19 protein-coding genes are annotated in these 19,792 nt (G+C 48.6%); 9 read left to right on the top strand and 10 right to left on the bottom strand.

Annotated features, from left to right (window positions below; genetic code table 11):
* The 6 genes from H6F76_RS02730 to H6F76_RS02705 all read right to left on the bottom strand — a co-directional run.
* Positions 1 to 527: TetR/AcrR family transcriptional regulator (locus H6F76_RS02730; protein ID WP_190505713.1), on the bottom strand; the 527-nt coding region annotated here is incomplete at its 3' end.
* Between the two features lie 55 nt (positions 528 to 582).
* The gene (locus H6F76_RS02725) at positions 583 to 786 is read right to left on the bottom strand and encodes a hypothetical protein (RefSeq protein ID WP_206754316.1); all 204 of its coding nucleotides are present in this window, start codon (positions 784 to 786) and stop codon (positions 583 to 585) included.
* A 293-nt stretch (positions 787 to 1,079) separates the two neighbouring features.
* Positions 1,080 to 1,463: a GNAT family N-acetyltransferase gene (locus H6F76_RS02720; protein ID WP_190505709.1), complete on the bottom strand. Its 384-nt coding sequence runs from the start codon at positions 1,461 to 1,463 to the stop codon at positions 1,080 to 1,082.
* Positions 1,464 to 1,512: 49 nt separating this feature from the next.
* Positions 1,513 to 1,743, bottom strand: a complete 231-nt coding sequence (locus tag H6F76_RS02715) for a DUF1993 family protein (RefSeq protein ID WP_347275970.1) — start codon at positions 1,741 to 1,743, stop codon at positions 1,513 to 1,515.
* Positions 1,744 to 1,883: 140 nt separating this feature from the next.
* Positions 1,884 to 2,303 carry a GFA family protein gene (locus H6F76_RS02710; RefSeq protein ID WP_190505707.1) on the bottom strand — a complete coding sequence of 140 codons (420 nt, stop codon included), beginning with the start codon at positions 2,301 to 2,303 and terminating at the stop codon, positions 1,884 to 1,886.
* A 255-nt stretch (positions 2,304 to 2,558) separates the two neighbouring features.
* Positions 2,559 to 2,840 carry a Uma2 family endonuclease gene (locus H6F76_RS02705; RefSeq protein WP_190505705.1) on the bottom strand — a complete coding sequence of 94 codons (282 nt, stop codon included), beginning with the start codon at positions 2,838 to 2,840 and terminating at the stop codon, positions 2,559 to 2,561.
* Between the two features lie 387 nt (positions 2,841 to 3,227).
* Here H6F76_RS02705 and add point away from each other — a divergent pair, with 387 nt between their 5' ends.
* Positions 3,228 to 4,259 (top strand): adenosine deaminase, encoded by a 1,032-nt coding sequence (add, locus tag H6F76_RS02695; protein WP_242036492.1) that lies wholly within the window; start codon positions 3,228 to 3,230, stop codon positions 4,257 to 4,259.
* Positions 4,260 to 4,364: 105 nt separating this feature from the next.
* Here add and H6F76_RS02690 read toward each other — a convergent pair whose 3' ends face one another.
* Positions 4,365 to 4,763 carry a cupin gene (locus H6F76_RS02690; protein WP_190505701.1) on the bottom strand — a complete coding sequence of 133 codons (399 nt, stop codon included), beginning with the start codon at positions 4,761 to 4,763 and terminating at the stop codon, positions 4,365 to 4,367.
* Between the two features lie 350 nt (positions 4,764 to 5,113).
* Here H6F76_RS02690 and H6F76_RS02685 point away from each other — a divergent pair, with 350 nt between their 5' ends.
* The 5 genes from H6F76_RS02685 (at position 5,114) to H6F76_RS02665 (ending at position 12,785) form a co-directional block, all read left to right on the top strand.
* Positions 5,114 to 6,448: an SWIM zinc finger family protein gene (locus H6F76_RS02685; protein ID WP_190505700.1), complete on the top strand. Its 1,335-nt coding sequence runs from the start codon at positions 5,114 to 5,116 to the stop codon at positions 6,446 to 6,448.
* On the top strand, positions 6,432 to 7,997 hold the full coding sequence (locus tag H6F76_RS02680; protein ID WP_190505699.1) for a DUF5691 domain-containing protein: 1,566 nt from the start codon (positions 6,432 to 6,434) through the stop codon (positions 7,995 to 7,997). The genes H6F76_RS02685 and H6F76_RS02680 overlap by 17 nt, the downstream gene beginning before the upstream one ends.
* A gap of 65 nt (positions 7,998 to 8,062) precedes the next feature.
* A complete protein-coding gene (locus H6F76_RS02675) occupies positions 8,063 to 9,214 on the top strand; it encodes an AAA family ATPase (RefSeq protein WP_190505698.1) in 1,152 nt (383 codons plus the stop codon).
* A gap of 11 nt (positions 9,215 to 9,225) precedes the next feature.
* Positions 9,226 to 11,619, top strand: a complete 2,394-nt coding sequence (locus H6F76_RS02670) for a DUF5682 family protein (protein WP_190505696.1) — start codon at positions 9,226 to 9,228, stop codon at positions 11,617 to 11,619.
* A complete protein-coding gene (locus H6F76_RS02665) occupies positions 11,616 to 12,785 on the top strand; it encodes a VWA domain-containing protein (RefSeq protein ID WP_190505694.1) in 1,170 nt (389 codons plus the stop codon). Before H6F76_RS02670 ends, H6F76_RS02665 begins: the two co-directional genes overlap by 4 nt.
* Before the next feature lie 69 nt (positions 12,786 to 12,854).
* Here H6F76_RS02665 and H6F76_RS02660 read toward each other — a convergent pair whose 3' ends face one another.
* From H6F76_RS02660 to H6F76_RS02650, 3 genes are read right to left on the bottom strand one after another with little or no spacing between them, the layout of a single operon-like run.
* Entirely contained in the window at positions 12,855 to 13,205 is a 351-nt protein-coding gene (locus H6F76_RS02660; RefSeq protein WP_190505691.1) for a hypothetical protein, read from the bottom strand.
* Complete coding sequence (locus tag H6F76_RS02655; RefSeq protein ID WP_190505689.1) at positions 13,198 to 13,437, bottom strand: hypothetical protein; 240 nt, start codon at positions 13,435 to 13,437, stop codon at positions 13,198 to 13,200. Before H6F76_RS02655 ends, H6F76_RS02660 begins: the two co-directional genes overlap by 8 nt.
* The gene (locus H6F76_RS02650; RefSeq protein ID WP_190505687.1) at positions 13,434 to 13,622 is read right to left on the bottom strand and encodes a hypothetical protein; all 189 of its coding nucleotides are present in this window, start codon (positions 13,620 to 13,622) and stop codon (positions 13,434 to 13,436) included. The genes H6F76_RS02655 and H6F76_RS02650 overlap by 4 nt, the downstream gene beginning before the upstream one ends.
* Before the next feature lie 140 nt (positions 13,623 to 13,762).
* Between H6F76_RS02650 and H6F76_RS02645 the strand changes: the two genes are divergently transcribed.
* From H6F76_RS02645 to H6F76_RS02635, 3 genes are read left to right on the top strand one after another with little or no spacing between them, the layout of a single operon-like run.
* Positions 13,763 to 13,996, top strand: coding sequence for a hypothetical protein (locus tag H6F76_RS02645; RefSeq protein WP_190505685.1), 234 nt, complete (start codon positions 13,763 to 13,765; stop codon positions 13,994 to 13,996).
* 9 nt (positions 13,997 to 14,005) lie between these two features.
* Positions 14,006 to 15,919 carry a response regulator gene (locus H6F76_RS02640; protein ID WP_190505683.1) on the top strand — a complete coding sequence of 638 codons (1,914 nt, stop codon included), beginning with the start codon at positions 14,006 to 14,008 and terminating at the stop codon, positions 15,917 to 15,919.
* Positions 15,912 to 19,775 (top strand): PAS domain S-box protein, encoded by a 3,864-nt coding sequence (locus H6F76_RS02635; protein WP_190505682.1) that lies wholly within the window; start codon positions 15,912 to 15,914, stop codon positions 19,773 to 19,775. The genes H6F76_RS02640 and H6F76_RS02635 overlap by 8 nt, the downstream gene beginning before the upstream one ends.
* The last annotated feature ends 17 nt before the right edge of the window (positions 19,776 to 19,792 follow it).

The following is a 19,792-nucleotide window of genomic DNA, read 5'->3' as shown; positions in this document are numbered from 1 at the left end:
GCGCGACGAGGTTCATCGGGTGCGCCCAGTTGGAACACTTCCGAAAACCACAAGCCATCGATCGCCAACTGAATAATGGTTGCTTGGGTTGGGTCAAGTCCATCAGTTTCGAGTCGTTGCCGACAGCGCTGTTCATACGCCTCAGCAAACTGCAGTAGCTCAGGCGGCATCTCTACAATCAGCGATGTCAAACGGGCAATCAACGCTAATGACTGTTTGCTCATCCGCAACGTCGAGCGAATATACGCCCTGACCCACTGCCCTGGAGTGCCCGGTGCATCATCTTGGTCAAACTCCGCTTGTAGCGCCGCTTCAAAATCTTGAATTAGTTGCTCACCTAAGCCCACCACTAAGGCATTCTTATTGGGGAAATGGTAGAGCAAGCCGCCTTTACTAACTCCAGCTTGATGCGCCACTGCATCGAGCGTCAGTGCCTCCACACCTTTGTCGAGAATGACCTGAGCAGCAGCACGCAGCAAGGTGCTATGGGTAAGCGACCGCACTTGTGACTTTTTGATCGGAACCACAGGAACACCAGCAGTAGTTTTCTAAAGCCGTCTAGACGGTACACCAACAGTTTTACTATACTGTCTGGACGGTTTTTCGGTCAAGGGAGCCAGCGATCTTTTTGAAGAAACTTGGTAAGAACAGGCGCAGAGTGATGTAGTGCCAGCTTTCTAAGGCGCTGCGACTCGGTTCTAGCTTTGCGATCGCGCTGCTACAAGCTCCACTCAGCCTTCTATAAAACGACTCGGTAACCATCCAGGTCTGCAACGGTGACCTCATTTTTGTCCCAGTAGGGATTGCAGGAATTTTCAGGCTCATATAGCAGTCAAAGACAACGTTAAGACAGACATAAACCTTGAAACTTCCTTTGAGCTAGGGCTTCGATTCATCCTTCATTCTTTTGCTACAGCCGAGCGCTTTCACCTGGTCAACAGCCCGTTGTCACTCTTATTGATCCAGAGGGCGAAAAACAATCAGCTTAGCTCAGGTTGGAGCGCGTCCCAAGCTAACTCAGCGGCGTAACGGCCCCAATAAGTGGCGGTAGATAACTTTGACAACTCCACCAAGACCTCTCAACCGTCCGCTTTATCGACTAGCTGTATATCTGCCCACGGAACCCACCTCAAAAAACATTGGTTACCATGCTGCTCCGTAACTTCTGCACCCTGACTTCTCATCTTGTCATCTACGTACAGATCATCAAGCCAAAGGCTCGGCTGACCGGCAAAGGATGAGTACCTGAAACCATATAAAGCAAAACCAACCTCATGCACTGAAAACTCTGCAAACAAAATGTAAGAAAAGGGCATTGCTCCGAAAAGTGTCTTGTGTATTTTGTCTTCGGATACTTGCAGCACACCAGAGAATGCACCAATGTTACGGTCAAATTCTGATTTCTTCTGGATGAACGAGAAAATCAGAGATACATCATCAGGAGTGGCAGATCGAACTTTCATTGCTCAACTTACGATCGCTTCAGAATTTACCAATGTTTAAGCCACAGACCTATATAGACAGTGACAATATGCCAAGTTCCGGTCGAAGAGGCTTATTTGCCGATTGTCCTAAGCACAAGGCGAAGTTACAGGGCTGATTGCAACCAAACGCTATCTGTGTGCTGAAAGGAAACATATCGGGAGCGATGCGGCAATGCAATAGAACCTCTAAGTTGTCTGCGGAAAGGGCCTCTGAAACCTCTAAGAGATGACTCAGCGTGTCGAGTCTGGAACTGAAAATACTTTGTAGGGCTATGATTTTCTGATTGCCATACAGTTTCTAAGCATACAATTTATCATGCCTAACGTCCGCGCTCACTGAATGCAGATAATCTTTGCTACTTAGTCAACTGAATAGGGGGTTCCGGTGCAGCGCCATTGTTATGTGCCTTCAATATTCTCACTTGACGCAAACTTAGCAAATACTTCTGCTTCTGTCATATTTAAGGTTTGATTGGCAAATTCATAGTAACCAGGTTTCACGTCTATAAAGATTTGCTCCTTAAACTCAAACTCAATTTCATTTTGAAAAAGGCCTGCTGGGACAAAATATTCATTAGTAGCCAGCAACCTGTAAAAAATATGCGTACCGCATTCACCACAGAACGCTCTTTCAGCCCATTCTGAGGACTTGTACACTTTCAGTTTATCAACGCCGTCTATTTGCACATCTGAGCCACAAGCTACACCTAATGCTGGTCCGCCTCCCCATCGCCGACACATCCCGCAATGACAAGCATCTATGTTCTTTTTGTCTGGCGTTAGGACAGTGATTGCACCGCAAAGACACTTACCATTCATACCGAATTCCTCGATTTTCAGTATTTGCCGTCTAATCTTGGCACATAACGTTCCAAACGAGCCGCTATGAAGCATCCTTCATCATTCATAACTAATCTCATAAATCTGCTCTATTCGAGTTGTTAACCTATGTGCTACTGCCTCGATCTTCAACATACTGCTTTAAATTTCTAAGACAAAGCCCCTGGGGTACTCAATCACTAAGCGATTGAAAGCTGGTCGGACACTCAAAGGAGTCAGCAAGTCAGCACTTCGTTACTTTTGGCGCGGCTGCAAGGCTGCAATAATGTCGTCAACCGACAAGCTCAAGTTTGGAAACACCTGCGATCGTACTGGCTCAGTACCACGAAACTGCATGAACTGATACTCGCCATCAAGCAACTGGTACACGGTGATTAACGGCTGCTTCGGAGAACCGATGTGACGACTGGCTCCGAGCGCGAGATAATCGACAATCCAGTATTCAGCGATGCCCATTTCTTCGTAATCTGGCAGCTTGCGCTCATAGTCGTCACGCCAATTGCTGGTGATCTTCAATCGTCAGTTGATGGAGCAATATGCAGCTTTCTTGCGGCAGTGGAATCCAGCTTTATCCGTTGAGAAAAGTGAACACCTCGCCGAAACGGTGCATCAGTGTTACAATGCCCTACTCCTCCAAGCCTTAATGGGGAAAGGAGCGTAAACGGCGATCGCGCTACGAAGAACTCAAAGCTTTACTAGTCATCTATCTAGCACCCTATGTAGAGCCAAAGTTAATGGATGAAGCAGTAACGAAAGTCATGAAATGTCATGACTTTCGTTACTGCTTGTCGAAGAACGGGCATCGCTACAACAAGCAACGCTATCTTTGTAAGGATTATGGCAAACAGCTTCTAGAGCGCACTAATTAGGGAACTCATGCGAATGAATTACGAAATGAACCAAATGTCCAAACGCCTGCGCGCGATGCCGAAGGTTGAAATTCATACTCATTTAATTGGTACAGCTGATGCAGAAACCATTTATCGAATCGCTCAACGCAACCGGATAGCATTACCAGTGAGTTCTCTAAGGGAGTGGAAATTGTTTTATGAGTTTCGAGACTTCACTCACTTTATTGAGGTGTATTCCATTGCTCGTCAATGTGTGCAAACGCCAGACGATTATGTTTTTCTAGTGGAGCAATTTCTGCAACACCAGGCTGAACAGAATATTCGTTACAGTGAAGTTCATTTTGGCACTGCTTTGGCTTCTGATGGTTTGACAGATACCGAGTTGCTCGAAGCCTTGAGCCTGGGGGCAACCAATGGTGAAGCGAAATATGGTAGTCGAGTGAAATTTATTGCGGCGATCGTCCGTCATAGTCCAGATTCGCAGAGGCAAACCCTAGAATGCGCCTTACAGGGACAGGACATGGGACTTGTTGTTGGTTTAGGATTGGCTGGGCAGGAGAAAGGTTACGCACCTGAAGCGTTTGCTGAAACGTTTGCAGAGGCAAGGCGGCAAGGATTGAGAGTGGTTGCCCACGCTGGGGAAGCAGTTGGAGCCGAGAGTATTTGGGCTGCTTTGGACCATTTGAAGGCTGAGCGGCTTGGACATGGCGTTCGCTGTTTAGAGGACGATGCGTTGGTACAGAAACTGCGCGATCTACAAATCCCATTAGAGGTATCCCCACAAAGCAATTACTGTTTAGGCATTGTCGAACGCCATCAACCTCATCCAATTCGGCAACTGGTAGATGCAGGGTTGTATTGCACGTTGAACTCAGATGATCCGCCGATGTTCAAAACGAATCTGGTGCATGAGTATCTCACGCTGGCTGAACAAGGATTCTCCTGGGACGAACTCTGGCAGCTAAACTTGAACACGCTAGAAGCAAGTTTTTTGCCTGAATCAGAGAAGAAGACTTATCATCAGGAGTGGCAAGCCTTTCTGACCAATCATCTCAGCAACTTTAGCCCGGCAGCACCAGCTTGAAGTCTTCAAACAGAATCTCGCATCCTTCTCCCTGCGGAGAGACCGCCATCAAGTCAATCTGCACCTGCCTCTGAATGTTAAATGGAGAATGCAAATCTGTGTTCGCTATATTGTGTGAGATCGATGCTGAGTTCCTTCGCCAGGCGTAATAAACAACACAGAACTTCGTGTATAAACTTTAGCAGTGTGCCGTGTCCCAGACGGCACGAGAATGTAGTCACCAGGAGCATTGAGAGAGACTATTCTTTCACTTCCGTCTTGCTCTAAAACAAAATCAACCTGTCCGAATAACAGGCACACAAATTCCTCTCCGGCTGGATGCATTTCCCAGCTATTCCAGTCTTGCTCAAAGATGTGGTGTGAGACCAATCGCTTTCCCTTAAAGTCTCCAAATTGTTGTTCCAAATCTTGGTAGAAACGATCACTTACCGTAACTGGAATGGCATTGCCAGCATTAAGGACAACATAGGTTGAGTTAATGTTCTTTAGAATCTCTTCACTCATTGATTTGATTGCCTCTTTCGCTCGTTAACGCTTACTCGTTTGATAACTAAATAAGCAGGCGTAGATTATTGTATCTCTCCCCATTTGAGAAACAAGCGGCACAAGCTATGGGGATCTCCTCTAGAGGGAAACTGCTTTGCCGTTCTCCTTCAAAACCAAAAGCGACATTTAACAAGTCGTAGCATCCGGAATCCTATCTAATGACATAAGGCGGAAATTCCAGCAATTTACTCTTGTAATATTATATAGTACATTTGAACCAGATACTTCGTAAGAATACGGATGACACACCTCAGCCGAAAACGTTACGAAGGCGTTGGGATATTGCATGAGTTTGACGGGGAGTTTCTATGCCTGCCCAATGGACAGCAGATCAGGTATTAGCGCTGGCACCAGATGCAGCTTCTGCAAAAAGTGGGCGTGGGTTGGCAACTCGTCAAAAGTGGATTTCTTTAGGTCAGCAGCAGTCTGTGATTTGGGGTGAGTGTCAGGGAAGTGGCAAAAATCCATATCAGACACAGATTGATCTGAGCGAACCTGCGTTTCGTTGTAGCTGCCCCAGCCGTAAATTTCCCTGCAAGCATGGGTTGGGACTGTTCCTGTTGTTAGCAGAGCAACCGGGGGAGATGGTTGAGACAGATCCCCCTGCCTGGGTTGCAGAATGGTTAGCCAGCCGATCACAGCGGGCGGAGAAACAAGCGGAAAAGCAGACGAAACGGCAGGAACAGGCAGCCGATCCGATCGCACAAACCAAGCGGGCAGCAGAACGGCAGCGTAAGGTGAGTGCAGGCATCCAAGAATTGCGCCTATGGTTAGACGATCGAGTGCGGCAGGGATTGGCAACGCTGCCGCAGGAATCTTATCAGATGTGGGATACGATCACTGCCCGAATGGTCGATGCTCAGGCTCCCGGTCTGGCACGACAGTTACGAGAACTGGCTGGAATTGTTCACACGGGTGCAGATTGGAGCGATCTCGTGCTGGAGCGATTGGGGCGGCTGTATCTGCTGATCGAAGGCTTTGAGCGGATTGAAACCCTGCCTGCTGCCGTACAAGCCGATCTGCGGACTCAAATTGGCTGGTCACTTAATCAAGAGGAGGTCTTGGCTGGGCAGGCTCAGGCAGATCTGTGGCTAGTAGTTGGGCAACGCACCGAGGAGGAGGAACGGTTGCGGGCACGGCGAACCTGGCTCTACGGAATTGCCACTCATACCTTTGCCCTATTGCTGGATTTTGCCCACAGTCAGCAGCCGCTTGAGCAAAGCCTTTTACCAGGAACGTGTCTGGAAGCGGAGTTGGTATTTTATCCCAGTGCATATCCTTTGCGGGCGCTAATCAAAACTCGTCAAGAAGCGGCTGCTCTCCCAAAACCCCCACCCGGTATGGAGTCGATTGCAGAGGCGATCGCCACTTACAGTCAGGCATTGGCAAATTGTCCTTGGCTAGAACGGTTCCCGCTATTGCTGCAAGATGTGATTCCACGGCGGGAGGAGAAGGGCTGGCTGCTGCAAGATCAACAGGGTGTCGTGTTGTCCCTCTCACGCCGAATGGAAGCAACTCAAGCATGGCAACTCCTAGCCCTAAGTGGAGGATATCCCCTCTCGGTGTTTGGTGAGTGGGATGGGGCGTTTCTAACTGTATTGAGCATTTGGGTAGAGGATTCTTACTATGGTTTTGGCAACTGATTCTCCCTGGCAGACGATCGCTGCTGCTGCCCTGCTGGGTACAGAACGGCAACCGTTTCAGATACCGAGCATCTCTGGTGATTTAGGAACCTGCTTGTCTCAACTGGGCAATTGCTCCAACGAATCGGCACTTCTTTCTGCAATTGGCATTGTCTCAATACATCAGCGCGTTGGATGGCTTCCCGAAGTGAGATCGGTGACTCAAGTAAAATCTTGTTCATCAGACGATTTTCCCCGGTGCAGTCCTCGTGCTGCGCGTCATTTGCAGCAAATCCTTGAGGGACAGTTTCCGCATTTGTTGAGCGAGTGGTTAGAGAAAGCTGCGATCGCTGGACAGCGTGTGCCTGAAATGCTGCTTCCATCTTTGTTAGACAAAGGACGACAGCAACGAGAATTGCGATCAGCGATTCTGTCTGTTTTAGGACAACGAGGACGGTGGCTAGCAGCACAGAATCCTAATTGGAACTATGCAGTAGCTTTAACCACAGAAGCAGACTGGGAAACAGGAACTCCATCAGCCCGATTACTCTATTTGCAAAATCTGCGATCGCACAATCCTGATCGCGTCAGAGAGTTGCTGCAATCAACCTGGAAGCAAGAAACAGCAAGCGATCGTGCCAAATTTCTGGAAGCCCTCCATGTTGGATTAAGCATGGCAGATGAGCCATTTTTAGAAGATGGATTGGGTGATCGTAGTAAAGAAGTTCGACGAGTTGCGGTGGATTTACTCGCGAGTCTGCCCGATTCTCGCCTGTGTCACCAGGTAACGAAACATACTTGTCGCTATCTCTCACTTGAGCGCGAGATGCCGTCTTTACATGTGCAACTACCCGATTATTTAGATGAAACGCTGATTCAATTTGGGTTTGAACTAAAACCATTGTCCTCCGTAAATAATAAGGTCGGGGAAAAAGGTTGGTGGCTCTTGCAAATGCTTAGTGCAACCCCTCTGAGCACCTGGACTGAGCAATGGCAGATGTCACCACAGCAAATCGTCAAGCTAGCCCAATCCCATGAATGGCAGAATGTTTTGCTTGATGGATTTGCATTAGCAGCCAAGCGTCAGGGAAACCATGAATGGTTGGAGGAAGTGATTAGAGTTTGGTTTACCGGACAAACATCAATTAGTAGAGATGTGGTGCTCGTTGACCTTGGTACTGAAGCCTTGATTGATGCGCTGTCTGCCGATCAACGTGATGCTCTTTTAATTGATCTGTTCCAGGTTTTTCATAGAAGCATCAATGATTCTTTAGTCATTTGGTCGCTTCGTTCTAGTTCCCAACCGTGGAGCTTTGACTTAGCTCGTCTCGTTTTGGATGGATTAGAGGAACATTTGAACAACAACAAAACTTTTTCAAATTCTGATTGGGAACTCAGATCTGCTCTCAAAGAATTTGCTCGTTTTATTCCAGTTAGCCTCACTTCAGAAGTCATTCAGTTACGTGCAAGGCTAGCTAATGATTCTCATTGGATGAACAGCATGAATGATCTAATAGCGTTACTAGAATTTCGCAAAGAAATATCTCAAGCATTTGAAACAGGGAATTAGGGAGTAGGAAGTCAATCGGTCGGCAACACAATCAACCAGAACAAATCAACGGTAGAGCAATTATCATGGCAACAAAATCTAAATCTCAATCCTCTAACTCCCACTTCCCAACTCCCACTTCCCAACCCCCACTTCCCAATTCCTCTCTCCTCCGCGAACACGCCGAACAGCAATTTGCTCACGAACTCGAAGAACTGGCAAAAGTCGATACACGCCAACGTCCGCCAAATTGGAAGCTTTCCCCTTGGGCAGTAGCAATCTACTTGCTGGGAGGCAAACTGGACAATGGTTTTGAAGTAATTCCCAAGTACATTGGCAATCGTCGTTTGATGGAAGTGGCGATCGCAACCCTTGCCACCGATCGCGCCTTACTGCTGTATGGCGTTCCAGGTACAGCCAAGTCCTGGGTTTCTGAACATTTGGCAGCAGCAGTTTCCGGTGATTCCACCATGCTGATTCAGGGAACGGCTGGCACGAGTGAAGAAGCCATTCGGTATGGCTGGAACTATGCTAGGTTGCTGGCAGACGGTCCTTCAATGGAGGCGTTAGTTGCTAGTCCCATGATGCGGGCAATGGCAGACGGAAAAATCGCTCGTGTGGAAGAACTGACGCGCATTCCTTCTGATGTGCAGGATACGCTGATTACCGTTTTGTCTGAAAAGACATTACCGATTTCTGAACTGAATACAGAAGTGCAGGCAACCAAAGGGTTTAGCGTAATTGCCACAGCTAATAATCGCGATCGTGGTGTCAATGAACTTTCCAGTGCCCTTAAACGCCGGTTTAATACAGTGATTCTACCCGTTCCCAACACGATCGAAGAAGAAGTCAGCATCGTCCAACAACGAGTGACAAGCCTGGGACGCGCATTAGAACTGCCTGCCGAGGTGCCGGCTCTGGAAGAAATTCAGCGAGTAGTTACTATCTTCCGAGAATTGCGAGATGGAATCACCATTGATGGCAAAACAAAACTCAAATCTCCCACAGGAACACTCAGCCCAGCCGAAGCAATCTCAGTTGTGAACAGTGGAATGTCCCTCTCGGCTCATTTTGGGGATGGTTCTCTAACGGCTAGTGATCTGATGTCTGGCTTAGTGGGAGCTGTTGTAAAAGACCCTGTACAGGATCAGGTTGTCTGGAAGGAGTATCTGGAAACCGTTGTCAAAGAGCGAGACGGTTGGAAAGATTTGTATCGCGCTAGCCGTGCGATGCTCTAGAGGCACTCCCCATGTCAATCCACGTTTTTGGAATTCGTCATCATGGACCTGGCTCTGCTCGCAGTCTTTGTCAGGCGTTAACGCAACTTCAGCCAGATATTGTACTGGTGGAAGGACCGCCCGATGCAGAGGCAGTTTTACCTCTGCTGATTGATCCTCAAATGCGCCCACCTGTCGCATTGCTGGTTTACTCACCCGAAAACCCTCAGCAGGCAGCGTATTACCCCTTTGCAGTGTTTTCTCCAGAATGGCAAGCCATTCACTATGGGTTGACTCAGCAGATTCCTGTCCGGTTCATGGATTTACCCCAAACTCACCGGTTTGCAATGGGAAGGAAAGATAAGGAACAGGAATTCGCGAATCAAGAACAGCCGCCGGAGGATGGAGAGACCGAAACAGAATCATTAGAAGCACTCCCCCAACCCCTCGCTCCTAATCCCTATGATGATCCCTTATGCCTTCTTGCCCAAGCAGCAGGATACAGCGATGGTGAACGTTGGTGGGAACATCTAGTCGAACAACGGCAGGATAGCACAGAGTTGTTTGCTGCCATTTTAGAAGCGATGACTGTGCTGCGATCGCACATTGAAACCAACCCCCACTCCCCACCTCCTAACCTCCACTCCCCACTAGAACCCCATCGGGAAGCCTACATGCGGAAGACCATCCGCGAAGCAGAAAAGCAAGGGTTTCAACGAATTGCCGTTGTCTGTGGCGCATGGCACGCGCCTGCTTTAGCAACGATGCCACCTGCCAAAGAAGATGTTGCCCTGCTAAAGGGACTCCCAAAACTTAAGGTTGAAGCGACCTGGGTTCCCTGGACATATGGACGATTGACGATTAGCAGTGGCTACGGAGCAGGCATTGAATCTCCTGGTTGGTATCAGCATTTGTGGGAGGTGGGGAATAGGGGAATAGGGGATAGGGGATGGGGGACAGGGGATAGGCTAAGGGAAACAGACTCATCAGCTAATCCAACTCCTAGCCCCCACTCCCCAACCCCCACTCCCTCCCACACCTCGATTCGCTGGATGACGAAAGTTGCTCGACTGCTGCGAAAACAAGACCTGGATGCCTCTTCCGCCAGCGTCATTGAAGCGGTTCGATTAGCTGAAACACTAGCAGCGTTGCGCGATCGTCCCCTTCCGGGTCTGCCTGAATTAAATGAAGCGACCCAGACGGTTCTTTGTTTTGGTGATTCACTGCCAATGCAGTTGATTCATCATCAGCTCATCGTAGGTGAACGATTGGGTAAGGTTCCTGCCGAAACCCCAATGATTCCCCTACAACAGGATTTACAGCGACAGCAGAAGCGACTGCGGCTTAAACCAGCAGCAACAGAAACAACTCTAGATCTCGATCTTCGTAAACCTCTAGATTTAGAGCGATCGCACCTGTTACATCGGCTAAACCTATTGGAGGTCCCTTGGGGACGGCAACAGTATACAGGTAACACGAAAGGTACCTTCCGCGAATCTTGGCGGCTCCAGTGGCAACCAGAGTTTGCCATTCACCTGATTGAGGCAGGAATCTGGGGCAATACGATTGAGACGGCTGCCACGACCTGGACGTGCGATCGTGCCAATCAAGCCAACCTACCTGACCTCACCAAGCTGATTGATCAAACCCTGCTGGCAAACCTCTCCCAAGCGATCGTTCACCTGATGAAATGTCTAGAATCAGAAGCTGCTCTGGCAAGCGATATGGCACATCTGATGAATGCTTTGCCTCCTCTAGTGAATGTGATGCGCTACGGTACAGTGCGTCAGTTTGAAACGACAACGGTAGGGCATGTCGTTAACGGGCTGATCACTCGCGTTTGCATTGGTCTACCGATTGCTGCGGCTTCTCTGGATGATGATGCCGCAACTCAAATGCATCAGCAGGTAAACGACGTGAATGGAGCGATCGCGATTCTCCAACAATCTGATGTTTTAGAAATGTGGCAACAGGTTCTCCTTCAACTGGTAGACCAGCAGGGGTTACATGGGCTGGTGGCAGGGCGCTGCTGTCGCCTACTCTTTGAATCCGGAGTCTTTGAGCCAGAAGATACGGCACGACGACTGGGATTGGCACTCTCAACTGCCAGCGAACCTGCTCAAGCTGCCGCCTGGATTGAAGGATTTTTGGCAGGCAGTGGGTTGTTGCTGCTCCACAATCCAACGCTTTGGCAAGTTTTAGACGACTGGGTGACGCAGCTATCGAGTGAGACGTTTACTGCAATTTTGCCGCTGTTGCGTCGCACCTTTTCTACCTTTGCTACCCCTGAACGCCGCCAGATGGGAGAGCGAGTTCGGCAGGGAAATAGTCATACCCCTGTATTCGTCAAAGCGGGTTCGTTTGATAGCGATCGCGCCGATACCGTTCTCCCGCTTGTTGCTCAATTACTTGGTATTGCACCATGACAGACTCTTCTTCAACAGAACGATTGAGACGCTGGCGGCTCATCCTCGGTGGGGCAGCGGATGGCATTTGCGGTTCAACCAACGGCAATGGTATGGAAGGTGACGGCTTTAGTTTAGGAGGGGCAGATCAAGCGATCGACCAGACGTTGAGTGCGCTTTACGATAGCGATCGTCAAGGTGGACTGGGGGCTTCCTCTCCTAAAGTAGCGCGTTGGTTGGGTGACATTCGCACCTACTTTCCCACTTCGGTTGTAAAAGTGATGCAGCAGGATGCCTTGAATCGGCTGAACCTGCGCCAAATGTTATTGGAACCAGAACTGCTAGAGGCAGTGGAACCCGATGTGCATCTGGTCTCCAACCTGATGTCTCTGAGTGGGGTAATGCCCGGTAAGACAAAAGAAACCGCTCGGATTGTGGTCAGACGAGTTGTTGAAGATCTGATCCGTAAACTTGAAAATCCAACTCGACAAGCAATCCTGGGTAGCCTCAATCGTTCTATTCGGAATCGTCGTCCCCGCCATCATGAAATTGATTGGCATCGCACGATTCGCGCTAACCTGAAACACTATCAGCCTCAATACCGCACCATCATTCCCGAAACTCGGATCGGCTTTGGACGCAAACGTTCTGCCCTGCGAAACATCATTCTCTGCGTGGATCAGAGTGGTTCAATGGCAACCTCCGTTGTTTATGCCGGAATTTTTAGTGCCGTCTTGGCGTCGCTTCCGGCAGTGCAAACCCACATGGTTGTGTTTGACACGGTAGTGGTTGACCTGACTGACTTGCTGCAAGATCCCGTTGAGGTTTTATTTGGAACTCAGCTAGGAGGCGGCACTGACATTAATCAGGCATTAGCTTACTGCCAAGGGCTGATTCGTCAACCACAGGATACGATTCTGGTGTTGATTAGTGACCTGTATGAAGGGGGTAATCAGGATGAAATGCGAAAGCGCATCAGTAGCCTCGTTGCTTCAGGAATTCAATTCATCACCCTGCTGGCACTTAATGATGATGGCGCACCCTGCTATGACCATAGCAACACTCAATTCATGACATCTCTGGGTATCCCTGCGTTTGCTTGTACACCTGATCGCTTCCCCGATCTGATGGCAGCCGCCATCAACCGTCAAGATCTCAACCAGTGGGCAGCACAGCGGCTCACTTAGTTTCACTGCGATGCTGTGAAGGAGGCTGAACCATCAAGCTAACTCTTGTGTGACGAGGTGCTGCTGAAGTCACTGAGCTTCAGCAGCCATGCGGGAATCAGCCTGACGTGCTTCTTCATCTAGATCGCGGTGACCGGATGCCGCAACGCGACGGAGGTCAGCTTGTAGGGTCACTTCACTGTAGACCCAGAGATTGACCCTATGTCGCTTGCTTTGGCTATCTAGCAGCATCCGTTTCACAGCTCCTACAATGCTGCTGTTGAGGAGAGACATTAGCCTAAGCATCGCCTCCCCACAACGAGGACATTTGCCCGTAAACAACAGATGCCACATGAGCAGTGACATCTGTTCCACCCGGCTGAGACGGTGAGACGGTTGAGGAATGTTTTCGCCTGCATAGGAGCCAGGAGTTTCAGTCATCGAAGGGATGCTCATAACGGAGCGCAAAGTCCATGAGATCCTCGCCGCTCACCCACTGCAAGCCCAAAAACTGGCTCCAACGGTGCGCTGCTGTCGTGTCTTCCCGAAAATCAAGGCAGCGATCAGCTTTAGCGCCCTCTGGGTGAACAGCACAGCATAACTGAGGAGCGCTGGTATAGAACAAGCAGCGATCGCACTCTGGCAGCTTGCGAAAGGTAGGGGGTTGGTTCATTGCTTTGCTTGGCGCGGCATAACCACTGAGATAATCAGGGCCCCTGTACCACCGAGCAACCCCCAGATTAGCCACCGACCGAGACTGTACCCCTTCCATGCAGCGACGACAGCTGCCATACCGCCGAGTAGACAGTGCAGGTTGAACAGCAGGTAGAGTGTGGGATTGAAGGGTAAATTTGACATAAAACGAACGAAGACTGCCTCTAATCTAAACCACCCGTAGCGAGCGCTTCTGGCGTAGAAGTATTGCCGTCACTGCCTGCCTATATTCATTCGTGCGCTTTGGGCATACGCACAGTAAACCAAAGACTTGGCAGACAGTAATGGCAACCTTGATTCCTGCCTTTAGCACCTGTACCCAGCGCATGGCTCCTGAGGAGCGACGATTGGCACAACGCCTGGAGGACAAGCTAGAGGCTGATTATCTGCTCTGGTACGATGTCCTGATCGCTACGAAGCGACTCCACCCCTATTTCATCCTCCTGCATCCACTAAACCAACATGAATGCTTCAAGACGTGGGATGACCTATCTTACAATCACTTTAAGGCTAGGTGAGCGATAGATATGCGGGTTTTAGTGGTTGAAGATGATTTGATCGTGACAGAGGCGATCTCACGGTCGCTAAGCGAAAATCATTACGCAGTAGACACAGCAGAGGATGGTGCGATCGGGTGGGAATGTGTCGAGAGCACAACTTATGACCTGATTTTGATTGACGTAGGATTACCTAAATTGGATGGGATTACGCTCTGCCAGAGAATTCGCGATCGCGGTTGTGGAACCCCAATCTTGTTAATGACTGCCAAAGATGACACCACCTATCGTATTCGAGGATTAGATTCGGGAGCCGACGACTATTTAGCAAAGCCGTTTGACTTAGAAGAGCTTCAAGCACGAGTTAGAGCTTTGTTGAGGCGGGGAACGGTAGCAGCAAGCCCAGTTTTGACGGTCGGCAAATTACGGCTCGATCCGCGATCATGCCAGGTAACCTGTGCTGAGAAACTACTGCCGCTGACCCCAAAAGAGTACAGTTTGCTCGAATTGTTTCTACGCCACCCAGCTCGTGTTTTTAGTTGTGGAGACATCATCGAGCACCTTTGGACGTTTGACGATCCGCCCCAAGAAGAGAGCGTCAAATCTCACATCAAAGGATTGCGGCAGAAGCTAAAAGCAGGAGGTGCAGCCAATTGGATTGAGAACGTGTATGGGTTGGGCTATCGACTGCGCGAAGGAATTGAAGCCAATCCGGAGCAATCCATGCAGACCTATGACGACCGGCTTGCACAGCTTTGGAAACAGTATCGTGGGCTAATGGAAGAACGATTTGCGGTGCTGCAACAAGCAGCCCATACTTACCCCTTGTCGATTGAACTGCGAGCAGCAGCAGCAAGCGCTGCTCATAAGTTAGCAGGTGTTTTAGGCATGTTCGATCGCGATGAAGGAACACAGATTGCTCGGCAGCTTGAAAAACAGTTTGAAGAACAAGCCGAATTATCAGCGGAAGAAGTACGATCGCTGGTTCGACGCTTGGGCGATATTCTGAATCTTTCGACTCCGGTTGAAACGGGCGCAAACTCCCTAAATCTTCCAGAAATGCGGAATTCTGAATCTGAAGTCCTTTACACGGACAGAGATGCTAGACAATCTCTCCGTTCTTGGACAGTGCTAGCAGTCGATGATGATCCAATCATTCTTGCCACCTTGAAACAGCTACTTCAACCTTGGGGAATGTGCCTAACGGGAATCGATGATCCGCTGCAATTTTGGACCGCTTTAACAACGATCAATCCCGACCTGCTGATTCTGGATGTCGAAATGCCGCATATGAATGGAGTTGCCCTCTGTCAGGCGATTCGAGCAAACCCAACCTGGCAAAGTCTACCGATCGTCTTTCTCACTGCTCATCAAGATACTGCAACCGTTCAACAAATCTTTGCAGCCGGAGCCGATGACTATGTTGTAAAACCAATTGTTGGGCAGGAATTACTTTCACGGCTTACACAACGGTTGGAGCGATTGCGACTGTTACAAACGTTGAGCACCAAAGACTCAATTACCGGACTTGCAAACCAGTTCTATTCGAGTCAAGCGATCGAAGCTCAGCTCCACAATCATCAAATAACCGACCTGGCAATCCTCTACATTCCAACGCTGAGACAAATCAATATTCAGCAGGGTCACCTGATTGGGAATCAGATTCTCAAACAAACTGGACATTGTTTGCAATCTCATTTCTCCAACAATGAAACTCTTGGCTATTGGGGAAATGGTGAGTTTATCATTGCCAGTTCTCAAACAACAAGAGCTATGTTTCAGCAGCAGTTATCAGAAGTAGTCGCCATGCTGCAACGACAACAGTTGGAAACTCCAAATCTGATTTATTATTTTGCTGTAGTCAATTATCCAACCGATGGACTAACGCTACGATCGCTCTATCAAACTGCAAGTCTCTGCTTAGAAGGATCAATCCATGAGTGAAGCACTAACCCCTCAAACTCAACAACTGCAACGGGAAGATTTGATTTCGGTTTTAGAATCCGCTGTGGACTTAATCGGCATTGCCGATGCAACCGGACAAACCCTCTATGCCAATCAAGCTACACGCCGAACTTTAGGCTTTGGCGATACTGAAGACCTATTACAAAAACCCATTTCAGAATATCATCCGCCTGAAGCAGCTAAAACTTTGTTTGAAGAAGCTGTTCCGATCGCGCTTCGAGACGGAATCTGGATTGGAGAAACGGCTGTTATCACAAGAGATAAACGAGAAATTTCAGCTTCTCAAATCATCGTCGCGCATAAAAACCCAGATGGATCGCTCAAATTTATCTCCACGATCATGCGAGATATTACCGAGCAAAAGGCTTTTGAAGAGCAACTTCGTCGTAGTAATGCCCTACTGAAAGCCCAACAAGAAGCGTTAATCGATGGCATCTTAGTAGCAGATGAACATCGCAATATTGTGGATTACAATCAAAAGTTCTGCGATATCTGGCGACTGCCTGAGATTCTGCCCGCACGCAACTCACGTCAGATTGCTGAGATGGTTGCAGATCAACTGGAAGATCCAGAAGCCTTTTTAGCAAGCATCGAAGCGCTTTATCGAAACTTGAACGAAGTTTTTCACGATGAGCTTTCGTTGAAAGATGGTCGGACGATCGAGCGTCATAGTAAAGCGGTCAAATCTCCTACTGGCGAGTACTATGGGCGCATTACATTCTTTCGAGATATTAGCGATCGCAAGCGAACCGAGGCCGCCTTACAACGCAGCGAACAACACTTTCGCAACATTGTAGAAAACGCCAATGATGTTTTGTTTGTCAATACACCAGAGGGGATTTTTAGCTACGTTTCGCCAAACGTCACTAACGTCATGGGTTACCTGCCCGAAGAAATGATTGGTAAACCATTTCCTCAGTTTCTACATCCTGACGATGCTGAGATGTGTTTTAAGCTAAACCAACGGATTGTCGAGACCCGTGAACCGCAGGCTGGACTTGAATGTCGATCGCGCTACAAAAACGGTAGCTTTCGGTGGCAAGTCGTTAACGTTTCGGCTACTCTGGGGGTGAACGGAGAATTACAAATCATTGGCGTAGCGCGAGACATCCACGATCGTAAATTAGCCGAAGAAGCACTGCGTCTGAGTGAAGCACGCTATCGGGCTTTTGTGAATGCCACGGCTCAAGCGGTTTGGATGACCAACGCAGCGGGTGAAGTGGTCGAAGACATCCCACTTTGGTGTGCGTTAACCGGACGGAGCGAAGAAAGCGCCAAAGGTTGGGGATGGCTTGAGAGCGTTCACCCCGACGATCGATCTGTGACCGCAGAAGTTTGGTTAGAAGCGGTTCACGCTGGGAAAGTCTACGAAGTAGAGCAGCGCGTCCAAGTGGCATCTGGCGAGTACCGGCTGTTTGCAGTGCGTGGCGTGCCCATCCTTGATGAACAAGGCAACATCCAAGAATGGATTGGTACCCAGACCGACATCACCGAACAAAAACAAGCTGGAGCAATGTTGCTGCATCAAAATGCACTATTGCAAGCTCAACAACAAGCTTTGCAAGAAAAAGAAGCCCAGTATCGCACGATCTTTGAGGCAATTACTGATGCCTTGTTTATCCTGGATCTAGACACAACCACTGTGGTCGAAGTGAACCCTGCTACTTGTCAAATGCATGGGTACTCTTACGAGGAGTTTTTAACTTTACATCCATCGAAGTATATTCATCCGGACAGCATATCGGTGTTTCATAGCTTTGTCGAAGCCATGACCTTCAAACAGCCGTTCTGTGGTGAAGCGGTTGATGTTCGTAAGGATGGCAGCTTGGTTGATGTTGAAGTCAAAGGAACCACCTGTTTTTACAACGGCAAGCCGCATGTTTTGGCGATGGTGCGAGATATTAGCGATCGCAAAGCAGCCGAAAAAGTTCTGCAACGTCGAGCCAGGTTAGATCATTTACTCAGCTCTCTGTCTCGGCAATTTATTGACCAGGATGCAGAAACCGCAATTCATAGTGCTCTAGAATCGATCGCCCATCATATTGGCGCAGAACGAGGCACAATCTTCGAGTATGATGCTGACCGGACAAGATGCCAATTAGTTTATGAATGGTGTGGTGATGGCATTGCCTCTCTCACACCTGAAGCGCGAGGGGCAAGCGTTTTTGAGCATCCCCATTTGCATCAACAGTTTTTATCAAGACAAGCCCTGCAAACGGTTGATGTTCAGACGATGCCAGAAGGTCCCGAGCGCCAGCTATTTACCCGTCAGTCAATTCAATCGGTACTCGGTGTTCCAGTAATCTATCAAGGGCAAGTGACTGGATTTTTGAGCCTAGACACGGTTCATTTTCAGAAAGACTGGAGCCAAGAAGATGTCAACTGTCTCAAGCTAGTGAGCGAACTGATTGCGATCGGACGAGCAAGACATAAAGCCGAAGCCGACTTACGCATTGCCAAAGAAGCGGCTGAGGCAGCAAATCTAGCCAAGAGTACATTTCTCGCCAACATGAGCCATGAGTTACGCACCCCCTTGAATGCCATTCTAGGTTTTTCGCAATTGATAGAACGTGATGCTGCCCTTCCTGATCGTCAACGAGACTCCCTTGCCATTATCAATCGTAGCGGTGAACACTTGCTGAATTTAATCAATGATGTGTTAGAGATGTCAAAGATTGAAGCAGGACGAACGACCTTGAATGTGGTTTCTTTTGATCTGCATCATCTTTTACAAACGCTACAAGAGATGTTCTTGATTCGAGCAAATGCAAAGCAACTCGCGTTGAACTTTGAAATTGCACCCAATCTACCTCAGTACATTCAAACTGATGAAAACAAGCTACGCCAAGTCTTGATCAATTTGCTGAGCAATGCCATGAAATTTACAGACAGTGGCAGCATCACGCTAGAAGCAATGGTGAAGTCAGGATTAATGCTGCAATTCAAAGTCCAAGATACAGGACAGGGAATTGCTCCAGAAGAATTTGAGCAGCTATTTCGCCCGTTTATCCAAACCAGTAGCGGTTCTCAACTGCGAGAAGGCACAGGGTTGGGTTTAACCATTAGTCGCCGTTTTGTGCGCTTGATGGGTGGAGAGATGCACATTGAATCCACTGTGGGACAAGGGTCAACGTTTTCCTTTGAGATTCAAATCGCGATCGCAAATCCGGCAGAGGTCGCACCCACCTCACCTGCAAAACGAGTGTTGCAACTAACACCGCAGCAACCGACCTATCGAATTTTAGTCGTTGACGATCGCGTTGAGAATCGAGGTTTTATAGAGCAATTGTTAACAATGGTGGGATTTGAAACGCAATCAGCCGTGGATGGAGCAGATGCGATCGCGCAGTGGCGGCAATGGCAACCACACCTCATTTTGATGGATATGCGAATGCCTGTGATGAACGGCTATGAGGCAACTCGGCAAATTCGAGCAATGGAATCGGAACAGACTCGATCAAAGATTTTGGCATTAACCGCCAGTGCCTTTGACGAACAACGCGCTTCAATTCTGGCAGCGGGCTGCGATGATTTTTTGGCAAAGCCCTTTCGAGAGTCTCACTTATTTGAGAAACTCGCTGAACATCTTGGGGTGAACTATCTCTATGAAGAAGCGATCGAACAGCAGAATGATTCACCCCTTGAGCTAAGTCGCTCTAGTTTAGAAACGATGCCGTTAGAGTGGATTGCAGAATTGCATCAAGCTTCACTTGCGGTTGATCGAGATCGTATCTTGCAATTGATTCAACAGATTCCGGATGCGAATCTAGCAACAGCATTGACAGACTTAGTTCACAGATTCTGTTTTGACGAAATTGCAGAGCTTTCTTATTAAGATTGATATGCTCAACC

The organism is Leptolyngbya sp. FACHB-321, from assembly GCF_014695975.1.
Taxonomy (GTDB): Bacteria; Cyanobacteriota; Cyanobacteriia; order Leptolyngbyales; family Leptolyngbyaceae; genus Stenomitos.
The sequence above is the reverse complement of the archived record's forward strand: the minus strand, read 5'-3'. Positions and strand labels throughout refer to the sequence as shown.